Source organism: Chromobacterium subtsugae, from assembly GCF_035919665.1.
Classification (GTDB): domain Bacteria; phylum Pseudomonadota; class Gammaproteobacteria; order Burkholderiales; family Chromobacteriaceae; genus Chromobacterium; species Chromobacterium subtsugae.
Genome location: NZ_CP142381.1, coordinates 2007714 through 2030572 on the forward strand (window position 1 = coordinate 2007714; position 22859 = coordinate 2030572).

The 22859-nt window shown below is 64.4% G+C and carries 21 protein-coding genes; 15 read left to right on the forward strand and 6 right to left on the reverse strand.

Annotation, left to right across the window (positions count from 1 at the left end; all coding sequences use genetic code 11):
• Positions 1-54: 54 nt before the first annotated feature.
• On the reverse strand, positions 55-1362 hold the full coding sequence (locus U6115_RS09970; RefSeq protein ID WP_043581129.1) for a DEAD/DEAH box helicase: 1308 nt from the start codon (positions 1360-1362) through the stop codon (positions 55-57).
• A 499-nt stretch (positions 1363-1861) separates the two neighbouring features.
• Here U6115_RS09970 and U6115_RS09975 point away from each other — a divergent pair, with 499 nt between their 5' ends.
• The gene (locus tag U6115_RS09975; RefSeq protein ID WP_231882385.1) at positions 1862-3445 is read left to right on the forward strand and encodes an EAL domain-containing protein; all 1584 of its coding nucleotides are present in this window, start codon (positions 1862-1864) and stop codon (positions 3443-3445) included.
• A 72-nt stretch (positions 3446-3517) separates the two neighbouring features.
• Entirely contained in the window at positions 3518-4345 is an 828-nt protein-coding gene (locus tag U6115_RS09980) for a hypothetical protein (RefSeq protein WP_043581131.1), read from the forward strand.
• 3 nt (positions 4346-4348) lie between these two features.
• On the opposite strand, the gene U6115_RS09985 is transcribed toward U6115_RS09980, so the two are convergent.
• Positions 4349-5146 (reverse strand): response regulator, encoded by a 798-nt coding sequence (locus U6115_RS09985; RefSeq protein WP_043581134.1) that lies wholly within the window; start codon positions 5144-5146, stop codon positions 4349-4351.
• Positions 5147-5403: 257 nt separating this feature from the next.
• Here U6115_RS09985 and flgB point away from each other — a divergent pair, with 257 nt between their 5' ends.
• The 11 genes from flgB (at position 5404) to flgL (ending at position 15534) form a co-directional block, all read left to right on the forward strand.
• Positions 5404-5814: a flagellar basal body rod protein FlgB gene (gene flgB / locus U6115_RS09990; protein WP_043581136.1), complete on the forward strand. Its 411-nt coding sequence runs from the start codon at positions 5404-5406 to the stop codon at positions 5812-5814.
• A 6-nt stretch (positions 5815-5820) separates the two neighbouring features.
• Positions 5821-6231 carry a flagellar basal body rod protein FlgC gene (gene flgC / locus U6115_RS09995; RefSeq protein WP_043581138.1) on the forward strand — a complete coding sequence of 137 codons (411 nt, stop codon included), beginning with the start codon at positions 5821-5823 and terminating at the stop codon, positions 6229-6231.
• A 23-nt stretch (positions 6232-6254) separates the two neighbouring features.
• Positions 6255-6986 (forward strand): flagellar hook assembly protein FlgD, encoded by a 732-nt coding sequence (locus U6115_RS10000; protein ID WP_181243338.1) that lies wholly within the window; start codon positions 6255-6257, stop codon positions 6984-6986.
• A 42-nt stretch (positions 6987-7028) separates the two neighbouring features.
• A complete protein-coding gene (flgE, locus tag U6115_RS10005; RefSeq protein WP_043581140.1) occupies positions 7029-8267 on the forward strand; it encodes a flagellar hook protein FlgE in 1239 nt (412 codons plus the stop codon).
• A gap of 19 nt (positions 8268-8286) precedes the next feature.
• Positions 8287-9030 carry a flagellar basal body rod protein FlgF gene (locus U6115_RS10010; protein WP_043581142.1) on the forward strand — a complete coding sequence of 248 codons (744 nt, stop codon included), beginning with the start codon at positions 8287-8289 and terminating at the stop codon, positions 9028-9030.
• 32 nt (positions 9031-9062) lie between these two features.
• Positions 9063-9845 carry a flagellar basal-body rod protein FlgG gene (flgG, locus tag U6115_RS10015; protein ID WP_043581144.1) on the forward strand — a complete coding sequence of 261 codons (783 nt, stop codon included), beginning with the start codon at positions 9063-9065 and terminating at the stop codon, positions 9843-9845.
• Between the two features lie 43 nt (positions 9846-9888).
• Complete coding sequence (locus U6115_RS10020; protein WP_043581147.1) at positions 9889-10572, forward strand: flagellar basal body L-ring protein FlgH; 684 nt, start codon at positions 9889-9891, stop codon at positions 10570-10572.
• 26 nt (positions 10573-10598) lie between these two features.
• Positions 10599-11696, forward strand: a complete 1098-nt coding sequence (locus U6115_RS10025; RefSeq protein WP_043581150.1) for a flagellar basal body P-ring protein FlgI — start codon at positions 10599-10601, stop codon at positions 11694-11696.
• 61 nt (positions 11697-11757) lie between these two features.
• On the forward strand, positions 11758-12720 hold the full coding sequence (gene flgJ / locus U6115_RS10030; RefSeq protein WP_043581152.1) for a flagellar assembly peptidoglycan hydrolase FlgJ: 963 nt from the start codon (positions 11758-11760) through the stop codon (positions 12718-12720).
• A gap of 52 nt (positions 12721-12772) precedes the next feature.
• Positions 12773-14575 carry a flagellar hook-associated protein FlgK gene (gene flgK / locus U6115_RS10035; protein WP_043581154.1) on the forward strand — a complete coding sequence of 601 codons (1803 nt, stop codon included), beginning with the start codon at positions 12773-12775 and terminating at the stop codon, positions 14573-14575.
• A gap of 23 nt (positions 14576-14598) precedes the next feature.
• On the forward strand, positions 14599-15534 hold the full coding sequence (gene flgL / locus U6115_RS10040) for a flagellar hook-associated protein FlgL (RefSeq protein WP_043581156.1): 936 nt from the start codon (positions 14599-14601) through the stop codon (positions 15532-15534).
• Positions 15535-15592: 58 nt separating this feature from the next.
• On the opposite strand, the gene astE is transcribed toward flgL, so the two are convergent.
• A complete protein-coding gene (gene astE / locus U6115_RS10045) occupies positions 15593-16588 on the reverse strand; it encodes a succinylglutamate desuccinylase (protein WP_043581157.1) in 996 nt (331 codons plus the stop codon).
• Positions 16589-17042: 454 nt separating this feature from the next.
• On the opposite strand from astE, the gene speA reads away from it, so the two are divergent.
• Positions 17043-18923 (forward strand): arginine decarboxylase, encoded by a 1881-nt coding sequence (gene speA, locus U6115_RS10050; protein WP_043581159.1) that lies wholly within the window; start codon positions 17043-17045, stop codon positions 18921-18923.
• A gap of 79 nt (positions 18924-19002) precedes the next feature.
• Here the strand turns inward: speA and U6115_RS10055 are convergent, their stop codons facing one another.
• From U6115_RS10055 to U6115_RS10065, 3 genes are all read right to left on the reverse strand, one after another.
• The gene (locus U6115_RS10055; protein WP_043581161.1) at positions 19003-19536 is read right to left on the reverse strand and encodes a GNAT family N-acetyltransferase; all 534 of its coding nucleotides are present in this window, start codon (positions 19534-19536) and stop codon (positions 19003-19005) included.
• Positions 19537-19662: 126 nt separating this feature from the next.
• A complete protein-coding gene (locus tag U6115_RS10060) occupies positions 19663-21063 on the reverse strand; it encodes an L-serine ammonia-lyase (RefSeq protein WP_043581162.1) in 1401 nt (466 codons plus the stop codon).
• Between the two features lie 248 nt (positions 21064-21311).
• Positions 21312-21878, reverse strand: a complete 567-nt coding sequence (locus tag U6115_RS10065; protein WP_043581164.1) for a YqaA family protein — start codon at positions 21876-21878, stop codon at positions 21312-21314.
• A 208-nt stretch (positions 21879-22086) separates the two neighbouring features.
• On the opposite strand from U6115_RS10065, the gene aqpZ reads away from it, so the two are divergent.
• Positions 22087-22776, forward strand: coding sequence for an aquaporin Z (gene aqpZ / locus U6115_RS10070; RefSeq protein ID WP_043581166.1), 690 nt, complete (start codon positions 22087-22089; stop codon positions 22774-22776).
• Positions 22777-22859: the final 83 nt, after the last annotated feature.

Here is a 22859-nt window from a genome sequence, read left to right on the forward strand (position 1 = left end):
GCTGCAATGAAAAAAGCGGCGGGATGACCCGCCGCTTTTTCGTGCTTGACGCGATTACTGCGCGCTGGTGCGCGGACCGCGGTTGCCTTGGTAGCCGCCTTCGCGGCGTTGGCCCTGGTAGCCGCCTTCGCGACGCTGGCCTTGGTAGCCGCCGTTGCGACGATCGCCGTAGCCGCCCGGCTTGCCGTTGCGGCGCGGGCCGCCCTTGGACGGACGACGGGTCGGCTCCATGCCTTCGATCACGCCTTCGGTGATGGAACGCTTCAGGTATTGCTCGATGCGGCGCACCTTGTGCGACTCTTTCGCTTCCGCCAGAGTGATGGCGGTGCCGTCGCGGCCGGCGCGGCCGGTACGGCCGATGCGGTGCACGTAGTCTTCAGCTTGCTTCGGCAGGTCGAAGTTCACCACGTGGGTGATGGTCGGCACGTCGATGCCGCGGGCGGCCACGTCAGTGGCAACCAATACCTTGATGCGGCCGCGGCGCAGGTCGTTCAGGGTGCGGTTGCGCCAGCTTTGCGGCATGTCGCCGTGCAGGCAGGCGGCGGAATAGCCCTGGTCGGCCAGCTTGTCGGCCAGCTCTTCGGTATACGCCTTGGTGGCGGAGAAGATCACGCACTGGTCGAAGCCGGATTCCTTCAGGATGTGATCCAGCAGGCGATGCTTGTGGTTCAGGTCGTCCGCGTACAGCAGGTGCTCTTCGATGGTGCCGCCCGAGGTTTCGGTGCGGGCGATCTCGATGCGCTGCGGATCGCGGGTCATTTTTTCAGCCATGCGGCCGACGATGCCGTCCAGCGTGGCGGAGAACAGCACGGTTTGACGGGTTTCCGGCGTAGCCTTGACGATGGCTTCGATATCGTCGATGAAGCCCATGTCCAGCATGCGGTCGGCTTCGTCCAGCACCAGCATTTCCAGGCGGGAGAAGTCGATGCGGCCAGAGCGCATGTGGTCCATCAGGCGGCCCGGAGTGGCCACGATCAGATCGATCGGGCGGGACAGGGCGCGAATCTGGAAGCCGAAGGAGGAGCCGCCCACCAGGCAGGCGGTCTTCATCCAGCGCAGGTCCTTGCCATATTCCAGCGCGTTCTTCTCAACTTGCTGCGCCAGTTCGCGGGTCGGGGTCAGCACCAGCACGCGCGGGCCTTGGCCCTTGCCGGTGGAGCGTTCCGACAGCTTGGTCAGCGCGGGCAGCAGGAAGGCGGCGGTCTTGCCGCTGCCGGTTTGAGCGGAAACCAGCAGGTCGCGGCCAGCGATGGCGGCCGGAACGGCTTCGGCTTGAACCGAGGTCGGGGAGGTGTAGCCGGCAGCTTCCAGAGCGCGCAGGATGGTCGGGGCGATGCCCAGATCGGAAAAGTTCATGTATATCCTTTCAGGCCGGATGATGCCGGCGTCACTTATAGCCAGATTTCGTGGCGGTTATACGGCGCCTGTGGGCCGTAAATCATCGGCACTAACCTGGCAAGCGGCGAACAGCGGTCCAGTCGAAAGCGACATTATTGCTTGGACGAAGCCTGGAAAGGGTCAGGGACGATGAAAACACACTCGGGCAAGAGGCGTGAGGTTTGGATTTGCCCGGTGAAAATGCAAGAGGCCGGACTGTACGCTAATTTTCGCTCGATTGCAACTATTTTTCGCAATCAGCCTGGGTAAGTGTTTGATTGTTTATGGCTTGCCGATGAGGGTTTTTTAAAAAAAGATTGTCCGTCCACGGAGGGTGCGCCTGGCGCTGGCGATTCGGACGCCGGCCGCTACACTGGAAATATATAAAGGCTACCGGGCTGGCGGGCCTGGCGATGGGCCGGCCATTCGGCGCGGATAGGCAGGCCGTGTCGCGGCGTTCGCCGCGATGGCGGGGCGGGCATTCATGATGCGAAATCTGGTGCGGTGGTTGTCCGGGCGAGCGGCGCAGGCCCGGCCTGCGGTCGTGTACGGCCTGTCGATGGCCGGCAGCGCCGCGCTGGCCATGGCCGCGCTATTGGCGCTGCAGTGGTGGGCGGCGGACGCCGAATTGTCGGCGCGCGCGCAGTGGCTGGCGCGGCAGTTGGCGGCAGAGCTGGCGCCGGCCGGCGCGGCGCTGCCGAGAGCGGGCGCGGTGGCGATCGATGCGCCCGCCTGCCTGTCCGCGCGCGCGGCATTGGCATCGCTGGTCCAGCAGACGCCGCATGCGCGCTACGCGATCCGCCGCCTGCCCGATGGCCGCTGGTGCGGATCGGACCAGGCCCGATCCGACGCGCTGTCCGGCGAGCGGCCGCTGGAGTGGGCGCGCTCCGGCGCGGGGGCGGCGACGCTGGTGCTGCGCGGCGGCATGGCGGCGCTGGAGCTGGAAACCGGCTGGCTGCGGGCGCTGCTGTCGCAAGCGCGCGAGGCGGGGGTGGATCTGCAGGTGAGGCTGGAGGGCGGGCGCTTGTCCGCCGACGGCGCCATCGTGCCCGCGGGCGGGCATCCCGGCGAGGCGGCGTTCCCGGTGGCGAACCTGGCGGCGGACATGGCGGTGGCGGGAAGCGTCGACGTCTGGGCCTTCGCCAGCCGCAGCTGGGCGGCGAGCCTGGAGGCGCTGCTGCTGTCGCTGCTGGCGGGAGGCATGCTGGCCGCGTGGCTGTTGCGCGGCGCCGGAGTGCGCAATGCCAGCGATTGGGAAATCCTGGAGGGGATACGCCACCAGGAGTTCTTCGCCCATTACCAACCCATCGTCACCGCGGCCAGCGGCGAGTGCGTCGGGGTGGAAATGCTGGCGCGCTGGCGTCATCCGGTGCAGGGCAATGTCCGTTCCGACTTGTTCATCCAGACCGCGATAGACGCCGGCCTGATCGTGCCGCTCACCCGCTACCTGCTGAAGCGGGTGGCCGGCGAGCTGCGCCAGGTGGTGCTGCCGCCGGGCTTCATGGTGGGCATCAATATCGCCAGCGAGCACCTGGCCATGCCGGAACTGGTCAACGATTGCCGCGAAATGCTGGACATGCTGAACGAAAAGCAGGCGGTGCTGGTGCTGGAGGTATCAGAGCAGACGCCGCTGCGGGAGGCGTCGGGCGCGCTGGAGGTAATTCGTGAGTTGCGCCTGCTGGGCGTGAAGCTGGCGCTGGACGATTTCGGCGCCGGCTATGCCAACAAGGCTTATCTGCAGCGCTGGGGCTTCGATTACCTGAAGGTGGAGAAAGGCTTCGTTTCGGCGCTGGGGCAGGAGTGCCTGCGCGGCAATGTGCTGGACGGGCTGCCGCTGTCATCCGAGGCAATGGGCGTGCGGGTGATCGTCAAGGGCGTGGAGACGCAGGGGCAGCAAAGCTACCTGAATGTGCAGGGCTTCGAGCTGCTGCAGGGCTTCTATTTCGGCAAGCCGATGACGCTCAATCATTTCCGCCAGTGGCTGTATTCCGGCATTGTCGAGGACCGGCGCCATGCCCAGCGCCGCTCGTCGACGGGGCGGCGCGCATCGTACCGGGGTGGAGGATAGGGCTGGCGGGTTGGGGCGCGGGGCCGTGTTTGTTACAATGCGGCCCTTTTTCGTTTGTAAGGAAGCAGTGGAATGGAGTATGCCGTGCAGCGCTACGCGGCCACCCGGCCTTGGGCCAAGCGGGTGGGCCAGCTATATGTCCAGGCAGCGCAGGTCGCCGAGGCGAGGGCGCAGATGAAGGATGTGATCCGGCGTGAGCTGGAGCGCGCGGCGCAGGTATTCGAGATTCCGCAGTCGGCGATAGGCTGCGAGCTGGCGCTGGCCGAGGCCTGGGGGCATTTCGTCCGCCAGGGCCGGGTGGTGTCGCATTTGCGGGACGCGCTGGCGCTGGCGCTGGGGCAGACCCGGCAGCCGGGCAATCTGCCGGATACGCTGGCCTTGCCGGCCGAGGCGTTCTTCCTGCATGTGCCGGGCGAGGGCGGGGCCTTTGTCGCGCACCAGCCGGAGCGGCGCGCCTTGCTGCTGACCCTGGTGCGGATGGGTTTCGCGCCGGACGGCGTCAACTGGCTGCAGGCCGCCGATCAGGTGGAGGTGGTCCGGGTGGAGTATCCGGGCGAGTTGGCGCCGCAATTGGCCGAGGTGGGCGAGACATGGCATGGCCTGTTGGCGGCGGTGCTCAATGGCCTGGCGATGATGACCCAGCCCAAGCTGGAGCGGGTGAAGGGCTGGGAAGCCGGGGCGCCGGCCGAATGGGTGGCCGCCGCCGGGCATCCGACCTGCGCCAAGACCCGGCAAAAGGCGCGTAGCCAGCTGCTGAAAGCCGGCTTCGGCGAAATCACTTTCTGCGAGGCGGCGGATCTGGCTGCCGGAGCGGACTATTCCAGCCAGGGTTACTGGCGCCGGCAGGCGCTGGGCGGCGACAAGGGCCATTCGCGCCTGGTGTGGGTGGCGCCGCGCTGAGCGCTAATATTCGTTGAGCAGCCGGCGGACCAGTTCGCGCAGCTTGTCGATGTCGAAGGGTTTGCTACAGCAGGCGGCGATGCCGGCGTCTTCCAGTTCGGCCTGTCCGACATGCTCGCTGTCGCTGGTGATCATCAGGATGGGCGCTCCTTCCTGCGTGCCGCTGGCGCGGATGCGCCGCGCCAGCTCCATGCCGTCCATCTGCGGCATGTGATAGTCGGTGATGATCAGCTGGAACGCCTCCTGCTCTATCAGCTGCAACGCCCGCTCGCCGCCGCTGCTCTCGCAAAAGTGTTCGAAGCCCAGCTTCTCCAGCACCTGGCGGATGTGGTGGCGCGAGGTGCTGCTGTCGTCGATGATCAGCACGTTCATCAGCGCCATGTCGGCGTCCACTTCCGCGCCCAGGCTGTCGCAGTTGATGAAGCTCATCACCGATTGCATGGCGGCGTGCAGCTCTTCTTCGCTGAACGGTTTGGGCAGGATGGCCAAACTGCCGGCCTGGCGGATGGACTCCAGCCGCTCCTGCTTGGTTTCGCTGGAGATCAGGATGAAAGGGACGTCGTACAGGTCATGGCTGTCGCGCAGCGTCTGCACCAACTGGCTGCCGGTCATGTCCGGCAGGTGGTAGGCGCTGATCACCAGATTTGGCATGCGCTCGCGCGCCTGCTGGATCAACTCTTCGCCGTTCGGGTGGATTTGGATCTGGGCGGCGCCCAGCGCCTCCAGCGCCTTGGTGATGATCTGGGCCTGGACCGGCGAGGGCTCGGCCAGGGAGATCAGTAATTGTTCTAGAGCCAGCATGCCTCTGCTCCTGCATTGCGCTTTATTGCATTATTGACGGTTTTGGCACGATTTTTCTCATCGGGCAAGCAAAATCCTCAACAAAGCTGATCTGGCGCGGGCGGAAGGCCTTGGCGGCAAGTTTTGCCGCTTGCCGGCGCGGCGTGCGGCGGGTTTTTTGCCGGGGATTGGCGAGAGGCTTTTAAAACAAGGATTTGGGCGCGTCGCGTGGGCTGGCACGCTTTGTGCTTTATCGATGGCCAGCAAGGAGGTTGTTCATGCTAGACAAGATTGCCCACTATTTCGATTTCCAGCAGCGCGCGCTGAATCTGCAGGCCTATCGCGCCGAGGTGATAGGCAGCAACATCGCCAATGCGGAAACCCCGTACTACAAGGCGGTGGATTTCGATTTCAAGGCAGCCTTGCAGGCGCAGCAGGACAAGCAGGGCAAGCTGGCCATGGCGGTGACCGATCCGCGCCACCTCGCCAGCGAGGCCGGCGGCGTCAACGCCAACGTGCCGATGCAGTACCGCAATGCGGTGCAGCCCAGCCTGGACGGCAACACGGTGGACATGGACGTCGAGCGCGGCGCCTTCGCCGACAACGCCTTGCAGTACCAGACCACGCTGACCTTCCTCGGCAAGCGCATCAGCAGTCTGAATTCGGCCATTCAAGGTTCCGGGAGTTAAGGTTAGATGTCTCTGTCGAATCTGTTCAATATCTCCGGCTCGGCGCTGTCGGCGCAGTCGATGCGGCTCAACGTGGTGGCCAGCAACCTCGCCAACGCGGAAAGCGCCACCAGCTCCACCGGTCAGCCCTACAAGGGCAGGCATGTGGTGTTCACCGCGGTGCCGGTGGACGCGGCGCAGCCGCAGGTGGCCGGCGTGAGAGTCACTTCGGTGGTTGAGGATCAATCGCCGCCGCGGCTGAAGTACGAGCCGGGCAACCCGCTGGCGGACGAGCGCGGCTATGTGACCATGCCCAACGTCAATCCGGTGGAAGAGATGGCCGACATGATCGCCGCTTCGCGGGCCTATCAGAACAATGTCGAAATGATGAACACCGCCAAGAGTCTGCTGCAGAAAACCCTGCAGCTGGGTCAGTAAATTTTATCGCAAGGATGACGGCCATGGCCTCCGCTACCAGTGCAACCTCCCCGTTCAACTACAACTCGCTGAACAACCAGCCCGCTCCGGGCAGCACTTCCGTCCAGGCCGCCAACGGCTCGTCCACCGGCAGCGGCACCGCGGCCGCCAGCGCCCAATCCCTGCAGAACAACTTCCTCACCCTGCTGACCGCGCAGTTGAACGCGCAGGATCCGCTCAATCCGATGGACAACAGCCAGTTGACCAGCCAGATGGCTCAGATCAGCCAGGTTTCGGGCCTGCAGACGCTGAACCAGACCATGCAGCAGCTGGTGACGGCGCAAAACTCCACCCAGTCGCTGATGGCCTCCAGCATGATAGGCAAGAACGTGATGGTGGCGGGCAACGCCCTCACCGCGCCGGCGGCGGGCAAGACCGTGCAGGCCGGCGTGGTGCTGAGCGGCCCGGCCGCGTCGGTGACCATCAGCGTGCTGGACAAGAACGGCAACGTGGTGGATTCGGTTCCACTGACCAATCCGGGCGCCGGTTTGAACACCTTCAGTTGGGATGGCACCGACGCCAATAAAAACCCGCTGCCGGCCGGCAACTACACGTTCACGGCGCAAGTCACCCAGGCCAGCGCCGGCGGGACCACCACCGCCACCGCCTACAGCAACCAGCAGGTGAAGGCCGTGTCCTGGGCGCAAGGCACGCCGATGCTGGTGCTGTCCGGCAATACGCAGGTTCCGTTGTCCAGTGTTGCGCAGATGTCCTGAAGCACTCTGCCGAAAACAAGCTTAAGTTAAGGAGTAGGGAAAATGGGCTTTCAGCAAGGCTTGAGTGGTCTGAACGCAGCGTCCACGCAGCTTGACACCATAGGCAACAACGTCGCCAACGCCAATACCGTCGGCTTCAAGAGTTCGCGTACCGAATTCGCCGACTTGTACGGCAACAGCCTGTACGGCATGACTTCCACCACGCCGGGCATCGGCACTCAGGTGTCGGCGGTGACGCAGAATATGGGCAGCGGCAATCTGGAGACTACCGGCCGCAGCCTGGACTTGGCTATCAATAACTCTGGCTTCTTCATCATGGGCCTGCCCAACGGCACCCAGGCCTACAGCCGCAACGGCCAGTTCCAGGTGAACAACCAGGGCTACATCGTCAGCACCGCCGGCAACTACCTGCAAGGCTGGACCGCCAACGCGCAAGGCGCGATCTCGCAGGGGCCGGTCGGCAATCTGCAACTGACCAATACCTCCATTCCGCCGACGGCCACCAGCAAGATGAATATGGCGGTGCTGCTGAATTCCGCGTCCACGCCGCCGACCACCGCGCCGATCAACAATCCGGCGCAGCCGTCGTCCTACAACTGGACCAATAACCAGACGGTGTATGACAGCCTGGGCAATTCGCACCAGATGACGTTCTATTACTCGCTGAATACGCCGGTGGCCGGCGCGGGCAATACCTGGACGGTGAACGCCTATGTCGACGGCGCGGCGGCGACGGCGCCCAGCACCTTCACGCTGAGCTTCGACACCAACGGCAACCTGACCACCAACACGCCGTTCAATGTGACCTTCACGCCGCCTTCGGCCAACGGCTCCGCGGCGCCGCAGACCGTGGCGGTGAATTTCGCGCATTCCACCCAGATCGCGCAGAACTTCTTCACCAGCCCGGTGACCCAGGACGGCTCCGCCCCGGGCACGCTGCAGACCATCAATATTTCCGCCAACGGTTTGATCCAGGCTAGCTTCTCCAATAGCCAGACCAAAACCATCGGTCAGGTGGCGCTCGCCAACTTCATCAATCCGCAGGGCCTGCAAGACACCGGCGGCAATCTGTGGACGCAGACCGGCACCTCCGGTCCGGCCACCGTCAACGCGCCGGGCTCCGGCAATACCGGCACGCTGTCGGCCGGGCAGGTGGAGGACTCCAACGTCAACCTGACCAACGAACTGGTGAACATGATCACCGCGCAGCGCTACTACCAGGCCAACGCGCAGACCGTGAAAACCCAGGACACCCTGATTCAGACCCTGCTGAACATCTAATCCAGGTAGAGGCTGAAGCATGGATAAAGTGTTGTTTCTGGCCATGACCGGCGCCAAGCATGAAATGTGGCAGCAGGCCACCACCGCCAACAACCTGGCCAACGTCAACACCAACGCCTTCAAGGCGGACTTGGCGGCGTTCCGGGCGCTGCCGGTGGTGGGGGACGGCGCGCCGACGCGCACCTACGTGGTGGACAACACCATAGGCTTCGACGCCAGCCAGGGCAGCCTGCAGCACACCGGCAACCCGGCTGATTTCGCGCTGGGCTCGCCCGGCTTTTTCGCGGTGCAGGGGCCGGACGGGCAGGAGGCTTATACCCGCGACGGCGGCTATGCGCTGGACGCCAACGGCCTGATGCGCACCCGCACCGGCCTGCCCATCATGGGCGACGGCGGCCCGATCACGGTGCCGGCCGGCTCGCAGGTGCAGCTGGGCGCGGACGGTTCGGTGCTGGCCATTCCGCTGTCCGGAACCAACCGCACCCCGCAGCTGGTGGGCCAGATCAAGATGATCAATCCTGGCCCCAAAGACATGTACAAGGGCGAAGACCGGCTGTATCACGTCAACGGCGGCGGCACCGCTCCGGCCAGCGCCGACGTGAAGCTGGTGCCGGAGACGCTGGAATCGTCCAACGTCAACTCGGTGGACGCGCTGGTGCAGATGATTTCGCACGGCCGCCAGTACGAACTCAATATCAAAATGATGCAGACCGCCCAGCAGGATGACCAGCAGGCGGCGCAATTGTTGTCGGTCACCAGCTGACCGCGGCCATAGAACAAGCAAGGTAACTCGCCATGATGCGCGCACTGTATATCGCCAAGACCGGCATGGACGCCAGCCAGTTTCAGCTGGACGTGGTGTCCAACAACCTGGCCAACGTCAACACCATAGGCTTCAAGGGCAGCCGCGGCGTGTTCGAGGATCTGTACTACCAGACGCTGCGCCAGCCGGGCGGCCAACTGGCCAATGGCAATACCAATCCCACCGGCCTGCAGATCGGCACCGGCGCGGCGGCGGTGGCTTCGTCGCGCATTTTCAGCCAGGGCAGTCCGCAGCAAACCGGCCAGCCGCTGGATCTGGAAATCGACGGCGACGGTTTCTTCCGCATCCTGCAGCCGGACGGCACCACCGCCTACACCCGCAACGGCCAGTTCCAGCGCAACTCGAACGGCGACGTGGTCAATCCGGACGGCCTGCCGCTGAATCCCAACATCAATATCCCGGCCACCGCGCAGCAGATCACGGTGTCCAGCGCCGGGGTGGTGCAGTACACGCTGGCCGGCGCCACCGCGCCGCAGACCGCCGGCACCATCCAGCTGACCACCTTCATTAACCCGCAGGGCCTGCAAAGCTTGGGCAGCAACCTGTATCTGCAGACCGCCGCTTCCGGCGATCCGCAGGACGGTAATCCGCAAACCGACAGCCGCGGCGCGATCAAGTCCGGTTTTCTGGAGTCGTCCAACGTCAATGTGACTGAAGAACTGGTCAATATGATCACTGCCCAGCGTTCGTTCGAAATGAACTCGCGCGCGGTGACCACCGCCGACCAGATGCTGCAGAAACTGAGCAATATGTAATGAATGGGCGCCGGCGGCCGCCGGGCCGAAGGGAGGAATGGCGATGAAAACCAATCTGGTGATGCTGGCCGCGGCGCTGTTGGCGCTGGCGGGCTGTGCGGTGCAGGAGCCGCCGCTGGTGCAGACGCCGACGACGGCGAAGCCGCAGCCGCGGGCGATGGGCATTCCCGCCAATGGCGCCATTTTCCAGGCGGCCAGCTATCGGCCGCTGTTCCAGGACGGCATGCCGGTCCAGGTGGGTGACACCTTGCAGGTGATGATCCAGGAAAACTCCTCGACCTCGGCGTCCGAGCAGACCACCGACACTCGGACTTCGGCGCTGACCTCCAACATCACCGCCGGCGTCAAGATACCGTTCCTGCCAAGCGGCCTGGCCGGCGGCCTGGGCGGCACCAACTTCAACAGCTCCGGCTCGGCCAACAATACCGGCAAGGGCAACAACCAGGTGGCCACCAGCTTCGTCAGCTCCATCACTGTCACTGTGATCGACGTGCTGGCCAACGGCAATCTGGAGGTCAGCGGCGAGAAGCAGGTGCGGATCAACAGCGATACCGAATCCATCCGCCTGTCCGGCGTGGTCAATCCGCGCGACATCGCGCCGGACCGCACCGTGTCCTCGCTGAAGATAGCCGACGCGCGCGTCGAACAGCAGACCAAGGGCAACAACCGCCTATACAATGAGCCGGGTTGGTTGTCGAAGATTTTCATGTCGCTGCTGCCGATCTGATCGGCGCCCGGCATAGGGGTGGAATGATGAAGAAATGGATCGTGCTGGCCTGTCTGTTGCTGGCGTCCCTGCCGGCCTTGTCGGCGCAGCGCTTGAAGGATATCGCCAATATCGGCGGCGTGCGGCCCAACCAGTTGATAGGCTACGGCCTGGTGGTCGGCCTGGACGGCAGTGGCGACAAGGTCACTTCCTCGCCGTTCACCGGCCAGGCGATGATCAATATGCTCAATCAGCTTGGCGTGCAGGTGCCGCCCGGCACCAAGATAGACCCGAAGAACGTGGCGGCGGTGTCGCTGACCGCCACGCTGCCGGCCTTCTCCAAGCGCGGGCAGATGATAGACGTGACGGCGTCGTCGATAGGCGACGCCAAGAGCCTGCGCGGCGGCACTTTGCTGTTGTCGCCGCTGAAGGGCGCCGACGGCCAGATCTATGCGATGGCCCAGGGCAATGTGGTGGTCGGCGGCGCGGGCGCGTCCGCCGGCGGCAGCTCCACTCAGATCAACCAGTTGAGCGTGGGCCGAATTCCGGCCGGCGCCACGGTGGAGCGCGAGGTGCAAACCGCGCTGGGCGACGGCGAATTCATCCATCTGGAGCTGCAGGAGGCGGATTTCACCACCGCCAACCGCGCGGTGCAGGCGATCAACAAAACCTTCGGTGCCGACACCGCCCGCGCGGTGGATGGCCGGCTGATCGAAGTGAGGGCGCCGTTCGACAGCAACCAGCGGGTGCAATTCCTGTCGCGGATGGAAAATATTGCCGTCGACCCGGCAGATGTTTCCCCTCTGGTCATCATCAACGCCCGCACCGGCTCCATCGTGATGAACCAGGCGGTGACGCTGTCGTCCTGCGCGGTGTCGCACGGCAACCTGTCGGTGACGGTCACCAACACGCCGCAAGTCAGCCAGCCCAACTCGCTCTCCGGCGGCAAGACCACGGTCACCAATCAGGCGGATATCGTGATCAACAGCACCGGCGGCAAGGTGGTGGGCCTGAAGGGGGGCGCCAATCTGTCGCAGGTGGTCAACGCGCTCAATGCGCTGGGGGCGACGCCGCAAGACCTGATTTCCATTCTGCAGGCGATGAAATCGGCCGGCTCGCTGAAGGCGGACCTGCAAATCATCTGAGCCTGCGTGGGTTACGGCGTGGTGGCATGATTATTGCTTTTTGCGGCTCAAGGAGTAATTGATGACCGCCAAATTCCAAGCCGTCGCGCCGCAGGACGCGCTTAGCCGCCAGCTCGCGATCGACCCCAGCCACATGCGCAGCCTGAAGGCCAAGGCCAGCAGCGACCCCAAAGCCGCGGCGCGCGAAACCGCGTCGCAGTTCGAGGCGCTGTTGATGAACACCATGCTGAAAACCATGCGCGAGACCAAGTTCGACGATTCGGAAGAGTCGAACGGCATGGATACCTATCGCAGCATGGCGGACCAGCAGATGGTGCAGGCGATGAGCGCCAACGGCGGCCTGGGCCTGGGCGATATGATTTACCGCCAGATCGCCAGGCAATCCGGCTTCAGCCCCGACGAAGGCCAGACGCACGCGTTGAACAGCCGCCCGGTCGCCGGCCAGTGGTCGCCGGTTCAGCCCATCGGCCAGCGCATGCAGCAAGCTTACCGCAGCGCGCAGGGCGCATCCGGCGTGGCCGCGGCGGACTCGCCGACGGCTGCCACGCCGGTCGGCGGCGGCCGCGCCTTCGCCAGCAGCTTGCTGCCGCATGCCCGCGCCGCGGCGCAGCAGTTGGGCGTGGCGCCGGAGTGCGTGGTGGCGCATGCGGCGCTGGAAAGCGGCTGGGGCAAGCGCGCCATCCGCAACAGCGACGGCTCGGACAGCCATAATCTTTTCGGCATCAAGGCGGGTTCCGACTGGCAGGGCAAGACCACCACTATCATGACTACCGAATACAGCGGCGGCGTAGCGCAAAAGCGGATGGAAACCTTCCGTTCCTACGACTCCTACGCCGATGCGTTCAGCGATTACGCCAAGGTGCTCAAAGGCTCGTCGCGCTACAAGAACGTGTTGAACCAGGGGCAGAACATGTACGGTTTCGCGCAGGGCCTGCAGTCGGGCGGCTATGCCACCGATCCGCGCTACGCGCGCAAACTGGTGGATGTCGCCGCCAGCCTGGCGCAACAAGTGGCCAAAACTTGATCAAGTTTTGGCAGAGTCGGCCGATAGAGATGAAGAATTGTAGAGGGTAATCATGGCAATCGTCGGAGCTGATATTTTCGGCATAGGCCTGAGTGGGCTGAATGCGGCGCAAAACGCGTTGTCGGTGACCAGCAACAACATCTCCAACGCGTCCACTCCGGGCTACAACGTCGAGTACATCACGCAAGCGGGACGCCAGCCGCAGAATGTCGGCTTCGGCTTCCTGGGGCAGGGCGTGGACGTCACCAACGTGCTGCGCACCTATAGCCAGTATCTGGCCGGCCAAGTGCAGAGCGCGCAGACCGGCAGCAGCTATTACACCACTCAGCTGCAGCAGTTGAACCAGATCAACAACATGATCGGCAACTCCACCCAGAGTCCGAATCCGGCGATCCAGTCCTTCTTCGGCGCGATGCAAACCTTGTCGCAGCAGCCTTCGTCGCTGCCTACCCGGCAGAACGTGCTGAGCATGGGGCAGGCGATGGCGGCCTCCATCACTTCGCTGAACAGCCAGCTGGTGCAGCTGCAGCAAGGCGTCAACGGCCAGGTTCAGACCGCGGTGCAAAGCATCAATGCGCTGGCTCAACAAATCGCCAATCTGAACAAGCAGATCGGCGCGGCCACCGGCGGCAACACCCAGGCGCCGCAACCCAACACTCTGCTGGATCAGCGCGATCAGGCATTGCTGCAGCTGAACCAGATGATAGGCGCCACCGCCTCGGTGCAGAGCGACGGCTCCTACACGGTTTCCATCGGCAGCGGCCAGACCCTGGTGACCGGCGGCACGGTGAACCAGCTGGCCACCCAGGCCGACCCGAACAATCCCAGCAATCTGCAGGTGGGCTTCACCAATCCGAACAACACCCTGACCATTCTGCCCGACACCATCCTCAACAGCGGGCAGCTGGGCGGCTTGCTGAACTTCCGCGACGGGGCGCTGGCGCAGACGCAGAACCAGCTGGGCACCATGGCGATCGATTTCGCCGCGGCGATGAATTACCAGAATTCGCTGGGAGTGGATTACAACGGCCAGCCGGGCGGGCCCATCTTCAAGGACCTGTCCGCCTACGCCAGCAATCCGCAGTATGCCGCCGGGCAGTTCCAGGTGACGATGGGCGATCCCAAGCTGCTGGCCACCGCCTCCAACCTGGTTGCCACCGGCACCGCCGGCAATCCCAGCGGCGTGACGATGAGCGCGGTGTGGTCCAGTCTGCCGGGCACTTACGCCACCAGCATCAATGGCACGCCGCCGTCGTTTCCGGCCACCACCAGCCACCCGTCCAGCGGCCTGACCAATATGACCATCACCGCGTCGGCGGCGCCGGTGTCGATGACCGCCACCATCGCCGGGACCAACGGCGGCGGACCGTACAACGTGGTGCCGGTCACCGGCCAGCCCAACGCCTACAAGCTGCAAACCACGGCGACGCCGCCGGTGGACGTGGGCATAGGCTTCCAGCTGTCCGGATCGCCTGACCCGGGCCAGACCTTCACGGTGGGGCCGAAGCCGATTCCGGCGGTCGGGACTGTCACGCCGCCGTCCGGCGACAACAGCAATCTGCTGCAGCTGACCGCGCAACAGAACATCGCGCTGGTGAATGGACAGTCGTACCAGACTTATTTCACCTCTACGGTCACCACGGTGGCCAACCAGACTTACGCGGTAGGCCTGCAGAACACGTCGGCGCAGAACACGCTGCAACAGGCTACCCGGGCCAATTCCAACTTGACTGGTGTCAATCTGGACCAGGAGGCCGCCAATCTGATCAAATACCAGCAGTCCTATCAGGCCTGCAGCAAGGTGATCCAGATTGCGCAGAGCACCTTTTCCAGCATTCTCAACATCATGTCCTGAATATTCGCGAGAGGAGAGCGGCGATGCGCATCAGTTCAGCGACTTTATACCAGTCCGGCATAGATAATATGTCCAACCTGCAAGCCCAGTTGGTGCAGGTCAATATGCAGATCGACAACCAGAAGCGGGTGGTGACCCCCGCCGACGATCCGGTGGCATCCGCGCGCATCGAGTTGCTGAATACCTCCAGCGGCCAGAACAGCCAGTACAAGACCAATACCCAGTCGGTGCAGTCCTGGCTGTCCTTGTCGGACACCACCATCAACAGCGCGATCAATCTGATGAACGCGATGAAGAGCCAATCGATCTACGCTGGCGACGGCTCTCTGTCCCCTACCCAGCTGCAGGCGATCCAGCAAACGGTGAAAGAGGGGATTTCCGAACTGACCGGCTACGCCAACGCCACCGACGGCAACGGCAGCTATCTGTTCAGCGGCAACCAGGTGACCACGGTGCCGTTCACCGTCAACATGGCATCGTCGCCGCCGACCGCGACCTATAACGGCGACAGCGGCCAGCGCAGCGTGCAGGTGGCCGCGTCCCGCATCATGACCATTTCTGATCCGGGCAATGCCATTTTCGGCACGCCCGGCACCGGCGGCAGCGCCACCGGCGCATTCGATTCGCTGATCAATCTGTACAACCTGTTGGGGCAGAATCCCAAGCCGGCCAACTATCAGACCCAGCTGAACGCGATCACCAACCAGATCACCAGCGCCACGCAGCAGATGACCACCAGCCTGGCGTCGGTTGGCGCGCGCGAACAGGAAAACGCCAACCTGCAGGGGATGAGCAGCAGCTTGGACTTGCAATACAACACCAGCATCGGCGATTTGCAGAACCTGGACATGGCGCAGGCGATCTCCACCTTCACCATGACTCAGACCTCGCTGCAGTACACGCAGAAAACCTACGCCCAGGTGTCGCAGCTGTCGCTGTTCAACTACATTTCCGGCTGACGGGCGATGAGGTGGCGTGGGAAAAGGGCCGCGGATGCGGCCCTTTGTCTTGTCCGGCTCAATCCAGCCGCGCCGGCTCCACCACGATGCCGGCGCGCAGGCCGGGCTTGACCGCGGGATTGGGGAACAGGATCCGCTCTTCGCCGCCGGTCGCCAGATAGCGGGTATCGCCATCTTCGGCGATCAGCATGCCGTCCGGCAGCCGGGTGAAATTCTCCACGTCGTCGGCCAGGTGCAGGCGGAAATGCTCGCTGCGCTTGACCAGATCGTACTTGGCGCGGAACAGCGGCAGCGCGTCGGGCTGGAGGGCGGGGACCCCGCTGGCCGGCGCGGACAGCAAGCGGCGCAGCGCCTGGTCTATGCCGGCGAAGCGCGCCAGATCGTTTTGGCCGAATGGCCGCGCCTTGCCCAGCTCCAGAGTGAAGGCGTCGGCCTCGAAGCGGCGGCTGGTATGGTAGCTGAACGTGTTGGCTGGCTGGCTGTGCAGCAGCACCGCCTCTATCCCGCTTTGCTGCAGCCAGGCCAGCTGTTGGCGGTTATGGACGCGTTCGTGCAAGTACGGGTAGATGGCGAATTTCTCGAACGCCGAACCGCGGATGGCGGTATGCAGGTCGTAGTGCAGCTTGCGGGCCCGGGCCTGGGCGAAGAAGCGTCCTGCCAGGACTTCCAGCTCGGCGGCGCGCCGGGACTCGGCCAGGTCGGCGTGTTTGGCATGGGCGCCGTTGAACAGCCGGTTCATGTCATAGCCGAGGTAGCGCTCGCCGGCGCGAATGGCTTCGATATTGGCGAACATCACCAGCAGCCGGCAATTCAGGGCCAGCGCGCCGTCGGCGATGTCGGCCAGGATGGCGTCGGCCACTTCGATGGGGGCGGTTTCGTTGCCGTGCACGCCGCAGCTTAGCAATACCGAATCGGCCTGGGGCAGGCCTGGGTCTATTTCGACGCAGCCGGCGGCAACCCAGCGCGCCTGCAGGCCGGAAGGCAGCGGCCAGGATGCGTCGGCGCCGGCGTCGGGATGGAGCGCGTGTTGCAGAAAGCGGCTGGCTTGGGTCATGGCGGCATGATGGAAGTGATGGATGGCCGATTGTAATCTCTGGCCATGGCCGCGTCATGCCCGGCTTGGCGCGGCCGGCGCCGCCTCCCGGCTCGGGATGGGTGTTTTTGTTGGAAATCGCGCACACCGCGAGCGCGGCGAAGCACTGTTGAATGTCATGCCGGAGCGCGCGCCTGGCATGCAATTCATTGTTTTAACTGCCATGAATTTTCACTGTGCAAACCATGGCGGCGGCAAGGGGCGGAGAATTCGATCGGACGCGTCGGAACGGGTACATTTTTTTACTTGTCAATCAGCGAGATGTTGTTACAATCCGCGCTCGTTTGCGCTATGCAACAACTAACAATTCACTCTGTTTCGCTCCGACATCCCAGGCCCACATAAAAGCTGTAGAGCCCGAAAGCCGTGCACTAAGGAGCGGGGTTATCCATCATAAGTTCTGAGAGGAAAACTCATGGCTTGGTCTGTGGCTGATAGCCGGAGCCTGTACGGCATCCGGCATTGGGGGGCTGGTTATTTCGACGTCGGAGACAGCGGCAATATCGTCGTGCGTCCCAATGTCCGCCAGCAAAAGGAAATCGATCTGTACCGGCTGGTGCACGAGCTGGGCGCCAAGGGGCTGGATCTGCCGCTGCTGGTGCGTTTCCCCGACATTCTGCAAGACCGCGTCAGCCGGCTGTGCGGCGCGTTCGACAAGGCCATCGCCGAGCAAGGCTATGGCAACCGCTACACCGCCATCTATCCGATCAAGGTCAACCAGCAAGAAGCGGTGGTCAAGAGCATCATCGCCACGCAGGAAGTTTCCATTGGTTTGGAAGCCGGCTCCAAGCCTGAGCTGATGGCGGTGCTGGCGCTGGCGCCCAAGGGCTGCACCATCGTCTGCAACGGCTACAAGGACCGCGAATTCATCCGCCTCGCGCTGATCGGCGAGCGCCTGGGCCACCAGGTGTTCATCGTCATCGAGAAGGAATCCGAAGTCGAGCTGGTGATCGAGGAGTCGAAGAAGCTCGGCGTGCGCCCCAATCTGGGCCTGCGCGTGCGCCTGTCGTCGCTGGCCTCCAGCAAGTGGTCGGACACCGGCGGCGAGAAGGGCAAGTTCGGCCTGTCCGCCGGCCAGCTGATCTCCGCGGTGGACAAGCTGACCGCGGCCGGCATGGCCGACTGCGTGCGCCTGATGCACTTCCACATGGGTTCGCAGATCGCCAATATCGCCGACTACCGGCTGGGATTCCGCGAAGCCATCCGCTACTTCGCCGAACTGCGCGCGCTGGGCCTGCCGGTCGACCATGTCGACGTCGGCGGCGGCCTGGGCGTCGACTACGACGGCACCCACTCGCGCAACGACAGCTCGATCAACTACGACATGGACGAATACGCTCACGTGATCGTCTCCATGCTGTCGGAGTTCTGCGCCGAGAACGGCATTCCGCACCCGCGCATCCTGTCCGAATCCGGCCGCGCGATGACCGCGCACCACGCGGTGCTGCTGATGAATGTCACCGATGTCGAGCGCCTGCCTGACACCGTGTCCAAGATCGACAACGTGGAAGCGCTGTCGCTGCCGTTGCGCAAGCTGTTGGAGCTGGCCAGCCTCAACGATGAAGAGCTGGTCACTGAAATCTACTACCGCGCCAGCCATTGCGTGTCGGAAGTGAGCGACATGTACGCGGAAGGCCGGTTGTCGCTGAAGGAAAAGGCGCTGGCTGAGGAAGTCCACGCCACGCTGTGCCGCCGTCTGCACACCCAGCTGCAAGCCAGCCAGCGTTCGCAGCGCCAGGTGTACGACGAGCTGACCGACCGCCTGGCCGACAAGTACTTCTGCAACTTCTCGGTATTCCAGAGCCTGCCGGACACCTGGGCCATCGATCAGGTGCTGCCCATCATGCCGCTGCACCGGCTGGCCGAGCAGCCGACCCGCCGCGCGGTGCTGCAGGACCTGACCTGCGACTCCGACGGCAAGCTCAAGCACTACGTCGATCAGCAGAGCATCGAGAACAGCATGTCGGTGCATGAGGTGAAGCAGGGCGAAGAGTACCTGATCGCGGTGTTCCTGGTGGGCGCCTACCAGGAAATCCTGGGCGACATGCACAATCTGTTCGGCGATACCGATTCGGTCAACGTTTACGTGCGCCAAGGCGGCGAGCTGGAGTTCTCCGGCGTGGAAGAGCATGACACCATCGAGGACATGCTGCGCTACGTGCACCTGTCGCCGGAAGACCTGCTCAACCGCTACGAAGCCAAGACCCGCGAGTGCGATCTCAGCGCCGAGGAGCGCAGCCAGTTCTTCGCCGAGTTCTGCCGCGGCCTGAAGCAGTCGTCCTACCTGTCGGTCTGATCCTCGCCTCCGCAGCAGACAAAAAACCGGGCCTCGCGCCCGGTTTTTTCATGCCCGCGGTGTCGGCTCGGAGGCGCGCTCAGGCGGGTTTCTCGCCGCGGCCGGCGGGAACGTAGTAGAGGCTGGGGCCGTTGATGCCGGGCAGCGCCAGCGTGCGGTCGTATTGCAGGCCCAGCTTTTCCAGCACGCGGATGGAGCCCAGATTGCCCGGCGCGGTGATGCCCACCACGTAGTCTATGTTCAGCCGCTCGCGGCCGTGAGCCAGGCAGGCGGCGCCGGCCTCGCTGGCGTAGCCGCGGCCCCAGTGGCGCTGCAGAAAGGCGTAGCCGATGTCGGGGTGGGGCAGGCTGTCGCGCTTGACCAGGCCGCAGATGCCGACGGGAACGGCGCCGGCTTGCAGTTCGACCAGCAGCAGGCCATGGCCGTGCTGCTGGTAGCTGGCCTGCGGGCCTTTTTCTATGTAGTTGCGCGCGCCGGACAGGTCGCGCACGTCCTTGTCGCCGATATTGGCGAGGAAGGCGGGTTCGTTCAGCAATTCCAGGATGAAGGCGTCGTCCCGCTCCAGGAGCGGGCGCAGGCGCAGGCGGGGCGTTTCTATTTCAAGTGCGTGCACGGGAAGGGGCTCTGATGGCGTCTGATATCGGCACTAGTGTGCCAGATTGGGCGGCAAGCGTGCCAGCAAGAAAAAAGACGGCCGCGGATGCTCGCGGCCGTCTGTTGTCGTTTCACGGGAGCGGGCTCAGCACTCGACGATGTTGACCGGCACTTCGATCACGTTGATTGCCAAGCCGCCGCGCGCGGTTTCCTTGTACTTGGTGCTCATGTCCATGCCGGTGTCGCGCATGGTCTTGATCACGCGGTCCAGCGACACGAAATGCTGGCCGTCGCCGCGCAGCGCCATCCGCACCGCGTTGATCGCCTTCACCGAGGCCATCGCGTTGCGTTCGATGCAGGGTACCTGCACCAGGCCGCCCACCGGGTCGCAGGTCAGGCCCAGATTATGCTCCATGCCGATCTCGGCGGCGTTTTCCACTTGCTCCGGCGTGCCGCCCATCACTTCGCACAAGGCGCCGGCCGCCATCGAGCAGGCGGAGCCCACTTCGCCCTGGCAGCCGACTTCGGCGCCGGAGATGGACGCGTTCAGCTTGAACAGGATGCCGATGGCGCCGGCGGTCAGCAGGAAACGGACGATGCCGTCGTCGCTGGCGCCCGGCACGAAACGGGCGTAGTAGTGCATCACTGCCGGGATGATGCCGGCGGCGCCGTTGGTGGGGGCGGTCACCACCCGGCCGCCGGCGGCGTTTTCTTCATTCACCGCCAGCGCGTACAGGTTGACCCAGTCCATCACCGTCAGCGGGTCGCGCATCGCGGCCTCCGGCGAGGCCAGCAGCTTCTTGTGCATGTCGGCGGCGCGGCGCTTCACCTTCATGCCGCCCGGCAGAATGCCTTCGCGCTCGCAGCCGCGCTTCACGCAGGCCTGCATCACGTTCCAGATGTTGAGCAGGCCGGCGCGCACTTCTTCCTCGCTGCGCCAGGACAGTTCGTTTTCCAGCATGATCTGGCTGATGCTCTTGCCGTGGCGCTGGCACAGCGCCAGCAGTTCCGCCGCGCTCTTGAACGGGTGCTTCAGCTCGGTGACGCCCGGCGGGACGAAGCCGGCGTCGATGGCCGCCTCGTCCACCACGAAGCCGCCGCCCACCGAATAGTAGGCGCGCTTGGACAGGCTGTTGCCGGCGGCGTCGAAGGCTTCGAAGATCATGCCGTTGGGGTGATAGGGCAGGGTTTTCTTCTTGTGCAGCACCAGGTGCTCGGCTTCGATGAAGTCGATCTCATGCTTGCCCAGCAGCTTCAGCTTGCGCTGCTCGCGGATGGCGGCCAGCATGCCGTCCACGGCGTCGGTGTCGACCAGGTCAGGTTGTTCGCCCTGCAGGCCCAGCAGCACCGCCACATCGGTGCCGTGGCCCTTGCCGGTGGCGCCCAGCGAGCCGAACATCTCGGATTGGACGCGGGTGGCGGCGTCCAGCAGGCCATCCTTCTCCAGGCGGGCGATGAATTGGCGGGCGGCGCGCATCGGGCCCACGGTATGGGAGCTGGATGGGCCGATGCCGATTTTGAACAGGTCGAAAACGCTGATTGCCATGGTCGTGCTTCTCTAAGGGAAAGTCCCGGATCGGGTCCGGGTTGTTGTCGGGCGCCGCGAGGCGTCTCTTAGTTTGTATTGTAACGGTTGCCGGGCCAAGGTGCGTGGGCCGCGCCGCCGGCATGGCCGGGCGGCTTCGCCGGCAGATTACCGCAGAGCGCAATCCTGCACCACCCTGTCGAGAATGTGGTCTTGTTTGGAATATGTCGTTGTTTTTTCTGGGGATGCTTTCCGCTTGCGGCCTCGCTTCAAAGCCATTGGGTCAGGTCGCGCCAGAAATCGTCCGGAATCCACAGCAGGGCGGAGGTGGCCGCCAGGTAACGCAGGAATTTGCCGATCGCCATGTAGCAGACGCAGGGCCAGAACGGGATGCGCAGCCAGCCGGCCAGCGTGCAGAGCGGGTCGCCGATGCCCGGCAGCCAGGATAGCAGCAGGATGGGCGCGCCGCGGCGGCGCATCCAGCGGAAATAGCGCGGGTTCAGCGCGGGCTTGCGCGCGCGCGGCGGCCGTCCGTCCGGCTTGGCGTGGGAATGGCCATGCATGTGGTGGCTGCGGCGCTGGCGGTAGCGCAGCAATCCGACCTTGGCGCCGTAGCCCATCCACCAGTCGATCATGCCGCCCAGGGTGTTGCCCAGCGTGGCGACGGCCATCACCTGCCAGAACATGTCTGGCCTGAGCTTGATATAAGCGAACACCGCGGGCTCGGAGCCCAGCGGCAGCAGCGTGGCGGAGATCAGGCTGACTGCGAAAATGGCGGGCAAACCGACTTTCGGCAAAGCCAGCGCGGCGAGCAGGCCTGCAAGCATTCCTTCCATGATCCGTATCGGCTTTCAATCGTGTTGAAGAGGGGCGGCATCGCCTGGGCAGCCGGTTTGACCAGGGCCGCGCCACGGAATTCCGCGCCGGGCGCGTGCCGTTGATTCCCATTTGCTATGGTTAAACGGCACCCGACCCGGCATCCAGCGCGCATTCCGCATGCGCCGCCGCGGCGGCCTGGTTTTCAAAACCTGAAGGGGAGAAGCGATGAAATCGTATGGCGCGGAGTTTCTGGGCACTTTCTGGCTGGTGCTGGGCGGCTGCGGCAGCGCGGTGCTGGCGGCGGCGTTTCCCGGCCTGGGCATAGGCTTCGCCGGCGTGGCGCTGGCTTTCGGCCTGACAGTGGTGACGATGGCTTACGCGATCGGCCACATTTCAGGCTGCCATCTGAACCCGGCGGTATCCATCGGCCTGTGGGCCGGCGGGCGTTTTCCCGCCGGGCAACTGGCGCCGTACATCGCGGCGCAGGTGCTGGGCGGCATCGCCGCGGGCGCGGTGCTGTATGTGATCGCCAGCGGCGCGGCCGGCTTCGACGTGGCCAAGGGCTTCGCTTCCAACGGCTACGCCGAGCACTCGCCGGGCGGCTACTCGCTGGCGGCCGCGCTGGTGTGCGAGGTGGTGATGACCATGTTTTTCCTGCTGGTGATCATGGGCGCCACCGACAAGCGCGCGCCGGCGGGCTTCGCGCCGCTGGCGATAGGCCTGGCGCTGACCTTGATCCATCTGATCAGCATTCCGGTCACCAATACCTCGGTCAACCCGGCGCGCAGCACCGGCGTGGCCTTGTTCGTCGGCGGCTGGGCGGTGCAGCAGCTGTGGCTGTTCTGGCTGGCGCCGATTATCGGCGCGGTGCTGGGCGCGAGGGTGTACCGGCTGATTGCCGGAGAGTCCGATTAACGGCTGCCGGGCTTTCTGCCCGGATCGAACCGGAAAAGGCCGCGGCAGGGGCCGCGGCTTTTTTGTCGGCTCAGGCTTCGGGT